The sequence below is a fragment of the Rhizobium sp. CRRU65 genome (genome assembly GCF_048551595.1).
GTDB lineage: Bacteria > Pseudomonadota > Alphaproteobacteria > Rhizobiales > Rhizobiaceae > Rhizobium > Rhizobium leguminosarum_J.
On the sequence record NZ_JBLYZH010000001.1, the window covers coordinates 455,217 to 470,567 of the forward strand.

10 protein-coding genes and 3 pseudogenes are annotated in these 15,351 nt (G+C 56.6%); 10 read left to right on the forward strand and 3 right to left on the reverse strand.

Features of this window, described 5'->3' with window-relative positions; genetic code table 11:
* Nucleotides 1-21: 21 nt before the first annotated feature.
* The 6 genes from nifD to rpoN all read left to right on the forward strand — a co-directional run bounded on the left by nifD (nt 22) and on the right by rpoN (nt 8,611).
* Complete coding sequence (nifD, locus tag ACM5SV_RS02165; protein WP_131586657.1) at nt 22-1,518, forward strand: nitrogenase molybdenum-iron protein alpha chain; 1,497 nt, start codon at nt 22-24, stop codon at nt 1,516-1,518.
* A 97-nt stretch (nt 1,519-1,615) separates the two neighbouring features.
* The gene (gene nifK, locus ACM5SV_RS02170; RefSeq protein WP_131586659.1) at nt 1,616-3,157 is read left to right on the forward strand and encodes a nitrogenase molybdenum-iron protein subunit beta; all 1,542 of its coding nucleotides are present in this window, start codon (nt 1,616-1,618) and stop codon (nt 3,155-3,157) included.
* 53 nt (nt 3,158-3,210) lie between these two features.
* Nucleotides 3,211-4,632, forward strand: a complete 1,422-nt coding sequence (gene nifE / locus ACM5SV_RS02175; RefSeq protein ID WP_131586662.1) for a nitrogenase iron-molybdenum cofactor biosynthesis protein NifE — start codon at nt 3,211-3,213, stop codon at nt 4,630-4,632.
* A gap of 53 nt (nt 4,633-4,685) precedes the next feature.
* Nucleotides 4,686-6,032, forward strand: a complete 1,347-nt coding sequence (nifN, locus tag ACM5SV_RS02180) for a nitrogenase iron-molybdenum cofactor biosynthesis protein NifN (RefSeq protein WP_131586664.1) — start codon at nt 4,686-4,688, stop codon at nt 6,030-6,032.
* Nucleotides 6,033-6,374: 342 nt separating this feature from the next.
* Complete coding sequence (gene fdxB / locus ACM5SV_RS02185; RefSeq protein ID WP_131586688.1) at nt 6,375-6,698, forward strand: ferredoxin III, nif-specific; 324 nt, start codon at nt 6,375-6,377, stop codon at nt 6,696-6,698.
* A gap of 305 nt (nt 6,699-7,003) precedes the next feature.
* Nucleotides 7,004-8,611 carry an RNA polymerase factor sigma-54 gene (rpoN, locus tag ACM5SV_RS02190; protein ID WP_419424982.1) on the forward strand — a complete coding sequence of 536 codons (1,608 nt, stop codon included), beginning with the start codon at nt 7,004-7,006 and terminating at the stop codon, nt 8,609-8,611.
* Between the two features lie 58 nt (nt 8,612-8,669).
* Here rpoN and ACM5SV_RS02195 read toward each other — a convergent pair whose 3' ends face one another.
* Both ACM5SV_RS02195 and ACM5SV_RS02200 read right to left on the reverse strand, forming a co-directional pair.
* The gene (locus ACM5SV_RS02195) at nt 8,670-9,230 is read right to left on the reverse strand and encodes a hypothetical protein (protein ID WP_131586666.1); all 561 of its coding nucleotides are present in this window, start codon (nt 9,228-9,230) and stop codon (nt 8,670-8,672) included.
* Nucleotides 9,231-9,361: 131 nt separating this feature from the next.
* Nucleotides 9,362-10,021, reverse strand: a complete 660-nt coding sequence (locus ACM5SV_RS02200; RefSeq protein ID WP_131586668.1) for a transcriptional regulator — start codon at nt 10,019-10,021, stop codon at nt 9,362-9,364.
* A gap of 1,300 nt (nt 10,022-11,321) precedes the next feature.
* Between ACM5SV_RS02200 and ACM5SV_RS02205 the strand changes: the two genes are divergently transcribed.
* Nucleotides 11,322-11,756, forward strand: a complete 435-nt coding sequence (locus ACM5SV_RS02205) for a hypothetical protein (protein ID WP_245505360.1) — start codon at nt 11,322-11,324, stop codon at nt 11,754-11,756.
* A 204-nt stretch (nt 11,757-11,960) separates the two neighbouring features.
* A pseudogene (istA, locus tag ACM5SV_RS02210) lies at nt 11,961-13,126 on the forward strand (IS21 family transposase); the annotation flags it as partial.
* Nucleotides 13,127-13,479: 353 nt separating this feature from the next.
* Here istA and ACM5SV_RS02215 read toward each other — a convergent pair.
* Nucleotides 13,480-13,630, reverse strand: a pseudogene (locus ACM5SV_RS02215) (IS5/IS1182 family transposase); the annotation flags it as partial.
* A gap of 76 nt (nt 13,631-13,706) precedes the next feature.
* Between ACM5SV_RS02215 and ACM5SV_RS02220 the strand changes: the two are divergent.
* Both ACM5SV_RS02220 and ACM5SV_RS02225 read left to right on the forward strand, forming a co-directional pair.
* Nucleotides 13,707-14,530: pseudogene (locus ACM5SV_RS02220) on the forward strand (IS5 family transposase).
* 211 nt (nt 14,531-14,741) lie between these two features.
* Complete coding sequence (locus tag ACM5SV_RS02225; protein WP_245505361.1) at nt 14,742-15,089, forward strand: hypothetical protein; 348 nt, start codon at nt 14,742-14,744, stop codon at nt 15,087-15,089.
* Nucleotides 15,090-15,351: the final 262 nt, after the last annotated feature.

Below are 15,351 nucleotides of genomic sequence, written 5' to 3' on the forward strand. Positions count from 1 at the left end.
ATTTTCCAAGGGGTTGGGTTAATGACCTTCAAATACGCCAATGACAGTGATTTACATGCGAAGCTTATAGCGGATGTGCTGTCGCAATATCCGGACAAAGCAGCGAAACGCCGAAGTAAACACCTTAGCCTGGCAACGAGCGAAAAGGACGCCGGCGAGGAACCAAACGCGATTAGCGAATGCGAGGTAAAGTCGAATATCAAGTCTGTTCCAGGCGTGATGACGATCCGCGGCTGCGCCTATGCCGGTTCGAAAGGTGTCGTCTGGGGACCAATCAAGGATATGGTTCACATTTCACACGGGCCTGTGGGTTGCGGTCAATATTCCTGGTCGCAACGTCGCAACTATTACGTCGGCCTGACGGGCATCGACACGTTCGTAACGATGCAATTTACATCCGATTTTCAGGAAAAGGACATTGTTTTCGGTGGTGACAAGAAATTGGAAAAGGTCATCGATGAGATCGCTGAACTTTTTCCGCTAAGCAATGGCGTCACCCTGCAATCAGAATGTCCGATCGGCCTGATTGGCGACGATATCGAGGCCGTAGCGCGAAAAAAGGCCAAAGAACACGCGACGACCGTCGTGCCGGTACGCTGCGAAGGCTTCCGTGGCGTGTCGCAATCGCTTGGCCACCACATCGCCAACGACGCAATTCGAGATTGGGTCTTCGACAAGAAAGACATAAAATTCGATCCAAGTCCCTACGACGTAAATGTCATAGGCGACTATAACATTGGCGGCGACGCATGGGCCTCGCGCATCCTGCTCGAGGAGATCGGATTGCGCGTGGTCGGCAACTGGTCCGGAGATGCAACTCTCGCCGAAGTGGAGCGCGCGCCGAGAGCGGCACTCAACCTCATTCACTGCTATCGGTCGATGAATTATATCTCCAGGCACATGGAGGAAAAATATGGCATCCCTTGGATGGAGTACAATTTCTTTGGACACTCCCAAATCGATGCCTCGCTGCGCGACATAGCCAAGCACTTCGGGCCGGAGATCCAAGAAAAAGCCGAAAAGGTCATAGCCAAATACCAACCCCTCGTTTGGGCCGTAATCGACAAATACTGGCAGCGCCTTTCCGGCAAACGGGTGATGCTCTACGTCGGGGGATTGCGTCCTCGTCACGTCGTCACCGCCTATGAGGACCTCGGGATGGAAATCGTAGGAACCGGCTACGAATTCGGTCACGGCGACGACTATCAGCGCACTGGCCATTATGTAAAAGAAGGCACGCTGATCTACGACGATGTGACTGGCTATGAACTTGAGAAATTCATTGAGGGAATTCGGCCCGATCTCGTCGGGTCCGGCGTTAAAGAAAAATACCCGGTGCAGAAAATGGGCATTCCATTCCGTCAGATGCACTCATGGGACTATTCTGGTCCGTATCACGGTTATGACGGCTTCGCGATTTTCGCTCGGGACATGGACATGGCCATCAACAATCCAGTTTGGGGTCTCTACGACGCGCCCTGGAAAAATGACCGCGCTTTGGCGGCGGTTGCTGGGTGAGAACATAGCGTTCGCGCGTAAAAAACGCGCAACGGCTTAAGCGACGCATGTTTCTGGACCGCCCTTGAGCCGCGGCCAGATCGAAAGAGGTGACCCTATGCCGCAGTCAGCTGAGAAAACTCTCGACCACGCGCCCCTATTCTGCGAGCCGGAATACAGGAAGATGTTGGCCAAAAAAAAGCTGAAATTCGAGTGCCCACACCCGGATCAGGTCGTGTCGGACCAGCGCGAATTCACGAAGAGCTGGGAATACCGCGAGAAAAACTTGGCCCGCCAAGCCCTTGTCGTCAATCCAGCCAAAGCCTGCCAGCCCCTCGGCGCGGTCTTCGCAGCGGCGGGATTCGAGCGAACGATGTCGTTCGTCCATGGCAGCCAAGGTTGCGTTGCCTACTACAGATCGCACCTATCGCGCCATTTCAAGGAGCCGTCATCGGTGGTCTCGTCATCGATGACGGAAGACGCCGCTGTATTTGGCGGCTTGAAAAACATGGTCGACGGTCTCGCCAACACATACAAACTCTATAACCCGAAGATGATCGCGGTGTCGACCACATGTATGGCCGAGGTCATCGGAGATGATCTGCATGGTTTTATCGAAAACGCCAAAAGTGAAGGTTCGGTCCCGCGCGATTTCGATGTCCCCTTCGCCCACACGCCTGCCTTTGTCGGCAGCCATGTCGATGGCTACGACAGCATGGTAAAAGGTGTGCTGGAGAATTTCTGGAAGGGCGCCGCGCGAAGTGAAGCCACCGCTTCTATCAACATCATTCCTGGATTTGATGGCTTCTGCGTTGGGAACAATCGCGAACTAAAACGCCTGCTTGACCTGATGCAAGTGACTTACATGTTCATCCAGGACGCATCAGATCAGTTCGATACGCCTTCCGATGGCAAATTTCGGATGTATGACGGCGGGACCAGCATCAATGACGTGAAGGCGGCGTTGAATGCGGAGTGGACATTGTCCCTGCAATATTACAACACTCGCAAGACGTTAGATTACTGCAGAGACGTTGGACAAGCGGCGACTTCCTTCCACTACCCTCTCGGCGTCGAAGCTACCGACGAACTTCTGATGGTGATATCGGAAATTTCCAGCAGAGAAATTCCCGAGGCGATCCGTCTAGAGCGCGGCCGACTCATCGATGCGATGGCGGACAGCCAAGCTTGGCTATACGGAAAGAAATACGCGATCTACGGCGATCCAGATTTCGTCTATGCGATGGCGCGCTTCATCATGGAGACCGGCGGCGAGCCAACCCACTGCCTGGCCACAAATGGCACCTCAGCTTGGGAGGACGAGATGAAGGAACTCCTCGCATCCTCGCCCTTCGGGAAGAATGCACAGGTTTGGCCAGGCAAAGATCTCTGGGCACTGCGCTCGCTACTGTTCACAGAGCCGGTGGATCTCCTGATCGGAAATTCTTATGGGAAGTATCTCGAACGGGACACCGGTACCCCACTGGTTCGGCTGATGTTTCCAATTTTCGACCGGCACCATCATCATCGATTCCCCCTCATGGGGTACCAAGGCGGACTGCGTCTTCTAACGGCGATCCTCGACAAGATCTTCGACAACCTCGATCGCGAAACAATGCACGCGGGTGTGACAGATTATTCGTATGACCTCACTCGCTAAGAGCGACGGTCGGCCGGGCGGCCTATCTCTCAACCAGATATGAAGGCAGACGAATGTCCTCGCTCAACGCCAAAAACAAAGATGCCTTCCACGCGCTAGCGAGTGAAAGGAGCGGCAGCAAGGGTCCCAAGGCGCGCCGAAGAAATTGCGCGAGGCCAATGGCCCCGGGAACGGCCGTCGGCGGTTGCGCTTTCGACGGCGCCAAGGTCGCACTGCAGCCGATCACCGATGTCGCACATCTGATTCACGGGCCGCTCGCCTGCGAGGGAAATTCCTGGGACAACCGTGGCGCTGCCTCGTCAGGTCCAACACTTTGGCGGACGAGCTTCACGACTGATCTTACGGAAATCGACATTGTAATGGGACACAGCGAACGGAGGCTCTTTAAAGCGATCCGGGAAATCAAGGATGGGTATGCGCCCGCGGCAATTTTTGTCTATTCAACCTGCGTTACAGCGATGATCGGTGACGACATCGACGTTGTTTGCAAGCGAGCGACGGACGAATTTGCTTTACCGGTGGTGCCGGTCAATGCACCAGGTTTTGTCGGATCTAAAAACCTCGGCAACAAGCTAGCGGGCGAGGCGCTGCTCAAGCATGTCATAGGTACGGTTGAGCCCGATGAACCGGGCCTTTGCGACATCAACATACTCGGCGAATTTAACCTCTCGGGTGAGTTCTGGCAGGTGAAGCCGCTCTTGCATAGGCTCGGCATCCGCGTCCGCGCCTGTATTCCCGGAGACGCGCGATATCTGCAAGTCGCCTCCGCCCACCGCTCACGCGCGGCGATGACGGTGTGTTCGACAGCGTTCGTTACGTTGGCACGTAAGATGCAGGAACGCTGGGATATTCCGTTTTTCGAGGGCTCCTTCTATGGCATCTCCGGCACCTCGGAGGCGCTCCGGCGGATCGCCGATCTGCTTGTAAAGAAGGGTGCTGACCCCTCGCTTTTGCATCGCACGGAAATCCTTGTAGCGGAAGAAGAGGAAAAGGTGTGGAAGAGGCTGGAAGCGTACCGACCTCGCCTTGAGGGCAAGCGCGTGCTTCTAAATACAGGCGGCGTGAAATCCTGGTCGGTCGTCCATGCCTTGATGGAGATCGGCATGGAGATCGTCGGCACATCAGTCAAGAAATCGACGCTCGAAGATAGGGAGCGAGTGAAACAGACCCTGAAGGAGGAGAACCTCCTGTTCGAGTCGATGTCGCCGCGCGAGCTTTTCTCGCTTCTACTCGAGAGAAAGGCTGACATCATGCTGTCGGGCGGACGCACCCAGTATATAGCGCTAAAGGCAAAACTGCCCTGGCTTGACATCAACCAGGAGCGTCATCACGCTTACGCTGGCTATGAGGGTATCGTGCAACTTGCTCGACAAATTGACCTGGCAATCCACAATCCGGTGTGGCCGCAGGTGCGCGAGCCGGCGCCATGGGAGCCGGCATTGGTCGTTGAAAAGCGAGCGAAAAGGGAAGCGTAAGCGCGTCGAACCAAAACCGCGAGATCACTCGCAAAAAATGTTGAGGTCGTACTATGGCACGCGTCGTATCTCAAACCAAGTCGGCGGCGGTCAACCCCCTGAAGTCGTCTCAGCCGCTTGGTGCTGCCTTCGCCTTTCTGGGCGTCGACGGCGCAATACCTCTGCTCCATGGCAGCCAGGGATGTACGAGCTTCGCGCTCGCACTGCTCGCGAGGCACTTCAATGAAGCGATCCCGCTGCAAACCACGGCGATGAACGAAGCCGCGATAATCGTCGGCGGCGCGGATCGTCTTGAAGAGGCAATTCTCAGCCTCAAAGCCCGCACAAGGCCACGACTGATCGGGATATGCACGACCGCATCGGTAGAGGCCCGCGACGAGGATGTCGTCGGTGACGTCGAAAACATCAAACGCAGGCGGGCGATAGAACTTGTGGGCACCGAAGTCGTAGTCGCCAACACGCCTGACTTTGACGGCGCCATAGAGGAGGGTTGGTCTAAAGCTGTTACCGCCGTGATCGAGGCAACAGCGCGACCTGACAAGCAATATCGCAATCCGAGGAAGATCGCGATACTGCCTGGCTGGAACTTAACGGTTGCTGACATAGAACATCTGCGCGAAACGGCCGTAAGTTTCGGCCTCGACCCGGTTATTCTGCCCGACGTATCCGGAGCGCTCGACGGCTCCATCCCCGAAGAATGGATGCCGATAACGAATGGCGGCACGAAATTGCAGGAGATCCGCGATCTCGGTGCGACGATGCAGTGTATCGCAATCGGTGAGCATATGCGGCGACCGGCTGAAGCGCTGCAGAGACTGACCGGCGTGCCGTACGTGCTGTTTAGATCGCTGACGGGCCTAGAAAACGTCGATCGCTTCATTCGCGTGCTTGCCGCTATGTCACGCAAACAGACACCGCTCAATGTCCGCCGCAACCGAATGCAGTTGCAGGATGCCATGCTCGACGGACATTCCCATATGGCAGGCAAGAAGATCGCAATCGCTTCGGAGCCCGATCAACTTTTCCAGCTCTCCAACTTTTTTGCTGCCATGGGTGCGGAAATTGCGGCCGCGGTCACCACGACCGGCACTTCGAAGGCGCTCGAGATGGTACCGGCGAAAACCGTCAAAGTCGGCGATCTCAGTGATCTGGAAAGTCTCGCCGCAATGGCCGATCTTATCGTCACGCACTCGCACGGCCGAGAAGCTGCCAGACGTCTCGGCGTTCCGCTGATGCGGGTGGGTTTCCCCATGTTCGACCGCTTCGGCAGCCAGCACAAGCTTACAGTATTATACCGGGGAACCCGCGACGTGATCTTCGACTTCGCGAACATCATTCAGGCTAACCACCCTCCGAACCCCGGCCCACTTGACTCAACCGATAGGCGGGAATCGCAATAATGAGATCAATTCGTCGCGTCTCGCTCTTCAATGGCGGACTTCATCAACGCGGACGAAACGGCAGGTGGGCACTTCGCGAATTGCCATCGCCACACAAGATATGAAGGGACTGACAGCGCAGTTTGAATCGGTCAGACGATTTGACGCGACATGCGACTCGAGGACCTTCGTGGAAGCCGCTGGGTTCGAAAGTACAAGATCGGAAGACAGAAGCGAAGGTGGAGGACCGCACTGGGTAAAGATTGCGGCGTTAGACAGCTGCCAACTCGCGTTTGTCTGACAATTGGCGGGCCTTCCTCAGCCACTTTGTCAGTGGCAGAACACGATAAATCGGAGGAATCTATGACAAGCTCATCCGTGACCCGCGACGGGTCCCGATGGATGCCGGAATATCTGAATTCGATCAACCCTGCGATGTGCATCGGCTGCGGTCGCTGCTTCAAGGTTTGCTTACGCGAGGTCATGCATCCCCACGGCATCGATGAGGCAGGTGACATGCTCGGTGTTTGCGATGGCGAAGACGACTTTAATGGTGAGCTCAGTCGCGTGATCATGGTCATTGATTATCCCGGCCGATGTATCGGCTGCGGAGCGTGCGCCCGCGTCTGCCCCAAGAACTGCCAGACTCATATCGCCGTCGATCATCGTCCAGTGCACGAATCTTGAATTCCGTTCCGAGCGGTAAAAGGCGCCGGCGACATACAAAGTGCGAGACAATCGCATCGGTCGAACGCGCGGAGAAGGCAGCATGGCAGCTTTGCGTGAAAGTAAATCCGGAAATGCGACGCGAAGCTCTTTCTGGGCATCCAATCTGCTTCGGAGGCAGTGGTTACTGGAAACACCACGTCGAAAACCGACGACCAGAGATAGGAGGCACTGAAGTGTGCATCAAGCCGCGACCTACTTCTCCGAAAGTGAGGTGATTTCTCAGCGTCGCCGAAAGCAACTGTCGCGACTTGAGAAGATCAGGCATGGCCCCGCGAATTAAGTGGAACTTTATCGTGAAACAATCCGCCAATCTTTTCCTGCGCCAGACCCAGTCCCTGGTGATGACACCGCAACTGATGCAATCCATCCAGTTGCTGCAGATGACGCATTTTGAACTCACCCAGTTCATCGCCCAGGAAGTGGAGAAGAACCCGCTGCTCGAATTTCCGTCGAATGACGGCGAGGCGGGCGGCGAACGTGGCGATGCCGAAGATGGAGAGTATGCTCATCAGCCCGAGGATGCCGGCTCCGACGATGGCTATGACAACCGCGCCGAGGCGCTCTCCAGCGACTGGTATGACAATGGCGGCAGCGCCAGCACCAGCCGGCTGAACGACGAACTCGACGCCAATTACACCAATGTCTTTCCTGATGACGGAGTCCCGCAGCGCCTCGATGCGCCGGAACTCGTCAGCCAGTGGAAGTCGATGCCGGGCAGCGGTGAGGGCGCCGACTATGATCTCGACGATTTCGTCGCCGGTCAGGTGTCGCTGCGCGATCATCTCGCCCAGCAGATCCCCTTCGTCCTGCCTGACATGGCCGACCGGCTGATCGCGCAGAATTTCGTCGACCAGCTCGACGACTGCGGTTATCTGCAGGCCGATATCGTCGAGGCGGGCGAGAGGCTGGGCACGAGCCTCGCACAGGCCGAGCGCGTGCTTGCCACCCTGCAGAGCCTTGATCCGCCAGGTGTTTTCGCCCGTAGCCTCGCCGAATGCCTGGCGATCCAGCTCAGGCAGAAGGACCGGTATGACCCGGCCATGCAGGCTCTGGTCGAAAACCTCGAACTGCTGGCCCGGCGCGATTTTGCCTCGCTGAAGCGGCTTTGCGGCGTCGACGAGGAGGATCTTCTCGACATGCTCGGCGAGATCCGTCAGCTCAATCCCAAGCCCGGCAGCGGCTTCGAAGCGGGTGTTTCCGAAGCGATCACGCCGGATGTAGTCGTCAGATCCGCCTCGGACGGCGGCTGGCTGGTCGAGCTCAATCCGGATACGCTGCCGCGCGTGCTGGTCAACCAGTCCTATTTTTCCCGTGTGACGAAGAACGGCGAGGACCACGCCTTCCTCTCCGATTGCCTGCAGAGCGCCAACTGGCTGACCCGCAGCCTCGACCAGCGGGCAAAAACCATCATGAAGGTGGCAAGCGAAATCGTCCGCCAGCAGGACGCCTTCCTGCTGCACGGCGTCGATTACCTGCGCCCGCTGAACCTGAAAACGGTCGCCGAGGCGATCAAGATGCATGAATCCACCGTCAGCCGCGTCACGTCGAATAAATATATGCTGACGCCGCGCGGCCTCTTCGAACTCAAATATTTCTTCACCGTCTCGATCAGCGCCGTCGCCGGCGGCGACAGCCATTCCGCCGAGGCTGTGCGTCACAAGATCCGTGCGCTGATCCTGCAGGAGAGCCCGGAGGCGGTGCTTTCCGACGACGATATCGTCAACATGCTGAAGAAGGGCGGCGTCGATCTCGCCCGCCGCACGGTTGCGAAATACCGGGAGGCAATGAACATCGCCTCTTCGGTCCAGCGCCGCCGCGAGAAGCGGGCGCTCGCCAAGGTCGCAGGCCAAGTGCGTTTTTGGCCAAGCTAGGAAATGCTTTTGACACGCCGCTCATGCCCAAGGTCCGGAGCATGGGTTTATGACAGCTTCAGCGTTCGAACCGCTCCAGCATCCTCTTCAATTGTGCATTTTGCATTTGAAGCTTGCGTGCCAACTGCCCCCGGAGAAGCCTGATTTCTTCGTCGAGATCGATTGCATCGTCAAAAGCGGTGGGAGCGCTTGGAGAAGGTGGGACAACGACTGCAATAGTTTTCGGTTTCTTGCCCCGCATGCCCCGCTTTCGCGTTTGACCTTCGCTAACTCGAAAGACTTTTGGTGCTGCATGCGCGGCTGTATCGGCCTCATTGGACAAAGCCGGGTCAGCCGCTTCCACGGGCCTGGCGCTTTCGACATCTGCCGTATCGTCAACAATGCTTACCGCTTCCTCGGCATGATGCGGGTCCGCTGACACCGCCTCGCGTTCTTCGTGAATGAAGGGCTTTTCGTTGGCCGCACGATCCACGGCGTTCAACCGATTGTCGGCCGGCGTTTCAGTCAGCTCGGCGATGGATGATACGTCCGGCTTCACATCATCGGTCGAGCCGTGTTCTTGCTTCTGCTGGCGTCGCCGTGACACCAGCCCAGCAAGAAGTTTCCATGGAGACGCCATTTTATTCGACCTCGAATTCTACTGCGTATGCAAACTGCGAGCAAAAACGTTGGCGGCAGAAGGATCCGCCGCCAAAATATTCACTTCAATAAGCATGAGAATGCGGCCAGCGCTTGATCGTCTGCTGCCGATCAACCGAGGTTCAGTCGCTTTCGCAGATCGGCATTTTCAGCGCGGAGCTTCTCCGCCAGCAGCTTGCGCAGTCTCTGGTTTTCCTCTTCGAGCTGCAGAAGATCCGCGATCTCATCAACTGCCGCCACCGACGGTGCCGCCGCTGTCGACACAGCCTTCGAAGCACGTTTGACAGGCGTGCGCTTGGCACTCGGCGTACCTTCGTCAGGCTTTGCCTTACGTCCTCTTTTCTGTTTTCCAGCTGCGGCACCCGAAGCAACTGCCGGTTCCGCCGAAACGGTGACTGGGGCCGTTGCAGGGACCACCTTCTTGGCGCGAGGTTTGCGCACCTTCTTCGGTACATCGGGCGCCGCGGCGGCCGGCGTGTTAGCATTGGTCATCGTATCGTTTTCGTCGGCCATTATGGTCTCCTGTAAAGCCGATGCATTTGTCTCCTGCTCAATCGGCAGTGTCAATAACGGCCCGGCCTGTTCTTCTCCGGGTACAAGCATCTCGCTACTTTTTGCCTGAGGGGCTAGTGACATAAATGGCATTGCCTCGTCCTGCAGATCTTGAGCAACGGACTTGAGATCGGTGTCTCCCCAAATCGAGTTCGGTTTGGAATTCAGTTTTCGCCGACCTGATTTGTACTCGACGGCAAAGCTGCGCTCTTTTTTCACTTTAAAGAAGCCTCTGGTGTCTGTGGTAATTTTTCAGCGACGTCTTCAGCATCGCAACAAGCCTTCAGATAACGACTGCGGTCCATTCGGTCTATCCTTTTTGAGTATTCGGCTCACACGCGGCTCCAATCGCAGAAAACCACTTATGGACGCAACCGTGACAAAACGATCGAATCGCAGCCGTCGGGATATAGTTCCGTTGACGCCGCTCATTGTGACTGATTCTTGTGACTACTTCGCGTTTTCGCCGGCCCCGGCGCTCGTCGCACGAAGTGCACAACTCTCTACGACCCATATGGCGAGCGATTGCATGGAGAAGAGGCTGACGACCCCACCGAGGCCTTAGGTGATGGATTCAAAAATTCGGGCTACTCGTTGCAGCAAGACCTTTGAACTTGGAAAACCAATTTCGATTGGATTGAGGTCGGGCGAATGGCGGGCAAGACGAGGAGCCGGGCGCTTTTTTTCTTTGACCAATTGATTGGCCTGTCGCTTTTGTGGGAGCCAACGTTGTCGACGATGAACGGGTGACCCTCAGCGTCAGTCAGGGTGTGGCACGGCGTGCAGAGATGTGATGAATGGAGTTACGCCGCGGCGCATTTATCAGACGATGATCCGCAAGCGTACTCTGATCCTCAGACGCCGAGCGCGATTTATTCGGGCGGATCGACCGGCCGAGCCGCTTGCGGAAATCCGGGTACTTGCGGGTGATCTTTGAAAGAAAAGCTGGGGAAGCACCCCGGTGGTTGCCGCGTCAGATGCTCCTGCTTTGCAACAAAATCAGCAATCGGCCTCCCCCTAGAAAATTCAAGACAATGCGATCTCCGCTCAATTTCTTCTGCACGGATCGTAAGTCGCAGTCCCGGACGGCCCGATTAACCGAGATTCTCCACGTCCAACTTACGACATTGTCGTCACCTTTGTCGGCTTCGCGAAACGCATTCGTCTTCGCCCAATCACGTATTTTCCGCTAGGAAGTTGAAATAGCAGCAAATAATTGTTCGTCGGCTGTATCATCTTGGTTGGCACGAATCTTGAGAGCTATTGCGAGGCAGCGGAACGGCCGCGGCATCCGCGTTGCGGGATAACCTCATTGGGCTGAACACATGAAGGGACACAAACTATGGCGGGAAGTGGCGGGACTGGCAACTCGCCGAGAATGTCGGCAAGTTCCAAAAGGGGGTGGACGTGCTCGCCGGCATCCGCGACGAGGATGTCGATGTCGGAGCGGCGCCGAAGACGTATCATGCTTCACGCACGGCCAAGGCTTTCTGAGCTCGAGGCGATCTGGAGATTAAAGATGTCCAAAACTGAACCTAAGCGTTTCGTTGGCGATCATACATCATCAGGAAGCACGAAGGAGTTCATCATGCCGTTGACCAAGACGAACACCAACAACGCAATTCGGAGAAGAGTTACCCCGAACCATGAGCAGCGGAATGACTGTAGCGCTGCCATTGCACAAATCACTTTCGCCGATCTGGGACGTGGGGCTGGCACACTGCATACCGTGGGCGTTGCCCGTGTCGACATACAGGGACGAACCGCGGCGGGTGATGCGAACATCCAAGTCCAGATGGGTGGACGTACGGTCGCTGCTGCAATGATCTTCAATTCCGTGCAACAGACGACGGATCCCGCCAATCAAAGGGGAGCGGCCAACGGCACCATCTCGGTGCTCCGTCAGAGCATGGACAGCGGGACGGTCTGGAATTTGACAGGAACGCTTCCATGACAGTCTAGCGCGCAGCAGAATGCGCGGCGACAAACAAGTTGAGACTCAGCGTCAATCAGGATGAGACTCGGCGGCGGGGTGTGACGAAGGGAGGGCGTAGGCGGACCGGAGTTACACCCCCGCCGCGGCGCAATTTTTCGCCGTCTCATGATCGCGGTTGGCCCGGTAGCGTCGGTGATTTTCTGAGAATGGAGAATCACCTTTGTGCCGGGTCGCCATTTAACCGATCATCAGACGAGGCTTTTTATGAAGTACCGACAACACAACCCGACTGAGGTCGCTGCCGCGAAGGTGTCGATCAGTCGGGCGACGGCTTACCGCATCGAGAAGGATGCGCGGCTCCCATCGCAGACCAAGCCGCCGCGCGACCGGCGTCGCCCGATCCCCTTGAGCACATCTTCGACGCCGAGATTGTTCCGCTTCTCAAGGCCGCGCCCGGCATCCGAGCAATTGCCGTTTACAACGAGATGCTGCGGCGTCATCCAGAGTTGTCAGAAGCTGTTGGCCGTACGATTGAGCGTCGTATTCGATCATGGCGGGCTGTTCACGGTCAGGAGCAGGAAGTGATCTTCCGTCAGATGCACGAACCCGGTCGGTTAGGACTGTCGGGTTTTACCGACATGGGCAGCCTCGGTGTGACGATCGCCGGCCAATGGCTCGATCATCTGCTTTATCACTTCCGGCTGGTCTGGTCGGGCTTCGAGCATGACTATGTCATCCTGGATGGAGAGAGCTTCGTCGCTCTGGCCGAGGGGCTGCAGAACGCCCTGTGGTCGGTTAGCGGTTCGCCGCTCTATCATCGCAGCGACAGCTTATCGGCCGCCTTCCGCAACCTCGATGCCGACGCCAAGGTCGATCTGACGCAGCGCTACGAGGAACTGTGCGCTCATTGCCGCATGACACCGACGCGCAACAACAAGGGCGTCGCGCACGAGAACGGCTCGATCGAAAGTTCCCACGGCCATCCCAAGAATGCGATCCGCGATGCTCTGCTGATGCGCGGAACCAGGGACTTCGGCGACCTCGGATCCTATCGCGCCTTCATCGATGAGATCGTCAGCCGTCGCAATGCCGCACATGGCAAGCGCATCGATGCCGAGCGCACGCATCTGCAAGCTCTTCCCGATCGTCGCACCACCGACTTCGAAGAGGTCATCGTCACCGTATTGAGCACCGGCGGCTTCGCGTTGCGCAAGGTCTTCTACACCGTGCCTTCCCGCCTGATCGGCCACCGGCTGCGGGTGTGTCTGTTCGACGATCGCCTCGACGTCTTCATCGGCGGCACGCATCTGCTGACACTACCCGGAGGCCGCCCCCATGCGAGTGGCAATCACGATCAAGTCGTCAACTATCATCACGTCATTCATTCCTATTAAGCGAGTCCTTCAAGAAGCTTACTGGACGATCAATCGTAACAGCTGTTCGGTTCCCATGTTTTCTCCCCACCCCAGAGCGTGTGAGAAACTTGCCGGGCGCTGCTGACCGGCCGTCGTCTTGACGAGATTGCTGAAGAACGGCGCATCGGGATCAAGCGCGGCCTGAGCTCAGGGGTCGTTCATAGTCATGGCACCTTGGAGATTGTGGAACTTCGAACGCCACACAGGATGCGAGCAAACTCCGCGTCCTGCGTGGCGTCGACGCCGCCCACGACGACCTTGCTCATATCCCTTGCCGGTCTTTTGAAACGGCTGATCATACCGTGGTGCCTTGCGGCCCACGGACTTGGGCGTGCGCAGTCAAGCATGGGTTGAGAACGGCGCAGCCGATGACGCCTTCGTCTGCTGACCAGGCCGCGACCTCGCCCGCAGACGCCGCCCGATGATGGACTTGTATCGTGCCGTTTCGACCAGCGAGCGTTTGCCGTACCCGTTAGAGCCTGACCGAAAAAGAGTTGAGTGAAATCAGCCAGTTGTGGTTCTGTTTGTTTGCTTAGGACGAACGGAGACCACAATGGGCTGGACTGATTTCACCCGTCGCCAATATGCCCGACGCGCAATGCGGTATGCAAGCGATCTGACGGACCGGGAATGGGGATTGATCTCGCCTTGCCTGCCCGAACCGAGGCGACTGGGCAGGCCGCGTAGCACCGATCTTCGCGAGGTCGTGAATGCGTTGCTTTACATCGCCACGACTGGGTGCCAATGGCGGATGATGCCCAAGGATTTTCCGCCTTTTACAACTGTGCAGTCCTATTTCTATGAATGGCGAGCGACAGGGTTATGGGTCGGATCAACCATCATCTTGTGATGGAGGCGCGTGAATTGGAAGGCCGGGAAGCCTCGCCGTCTGCGGGCGTGATCGACAGTCAAAGGTAAAAACCACGGAAAGCGGCGGCATTTGACGCGGGCAAGAAGATCAAGGGACGCAAGCGTCATATCGTCGTCGACACGCTTGGACTGATGGTCGGCCTGGTGGTTCACAGCGCCGATATTCAGGATCGCGATGGTGCACCTGCGGTCCTCAAAACCATTCTCAAGCGCTGGCCGTGGCTGAGACATATCTTCGCCGACGGTGGTTATGCCGGACCGAAGCTGAAGGGCGCACTGGAAAAAATCGCAAAGTTCACTCTCCAGATCGTCAAGCGGACCGACAAGGCAAAAAGCTTCGAGGTTCTGCCACGTCGCTGGGTCGTGGAGCGCACCTTCGCGTGGCTTGGCAGATGCCGACGTTTGGCCAAGGATTGGGAAAAGTCCCTCGCTTCAGCCGAAGCATGGATCACTGTCGCCCACATCCGCGTCCTGACACGACGCTTGGCAAGATACCGATATCGTTGAAACCTTTTCGAGTCAGGGTTCTTAGAGATCTGCCATTTCATCCGGCCGCCAAGATATGAAGCGCGATATAAGTAACATATATTATAACGTATTCCGTAACTTACGCGTTTTCAAAACGGAAAGTAAGAGCTGACAAATTTCAAGAAATATACTTTAACATATATCCCACACATCTGTTGCGTTGTTCGTCGTTTTCATAAAGTGTCCCGTTATGAGTTACGATAGTGCAACAGGCAAATTCTTTCCGATGAATCCTGAAATCTTGCCGGCGACGTCATCGTCGGGAGGCTTGCACAAGGAGCACGACGACATGAATCACCAAAAGAAATCAGCTAAGCGTCTTGACTACTCGCATCTGCGGTTGGCAACCATCGACGGCATGTCGCTGCCTGGTCTACAATTGTCACTCGACCTGAAGGAGGGCTCTGCGTCGCCGAAGAAGACGTTTTTCCAACAATTGCTCCTCGAGTTTGCTTTCGGTTGCGAGCTATTTTATCCGCTCCAGCTATATGAACATTCCGCAACGAGGGAGGGGGCGACAAAGGCGCTAAACCGTTAAGCGAGAGTTACGATATATGATTAGGGGAATTCGGACCGGCCGCCACGTTCCTCATTTGAAATCCACGTCTATCGGGTTTCCATATTCCAGGATGGAAGCGCCGGCTCAGTCGCCAACGCTTGCAAACTCCAACAACAGGTCGGCGAGCGGATGGAGATTGTCATGGACGACGTTGATGCGACGCAAGCAAAGGACGGGTCGGGACACGGCTTCAACAGGTACGGACTAGCACGGCAGCAACATCGGAAGATGGTAAGAAAGT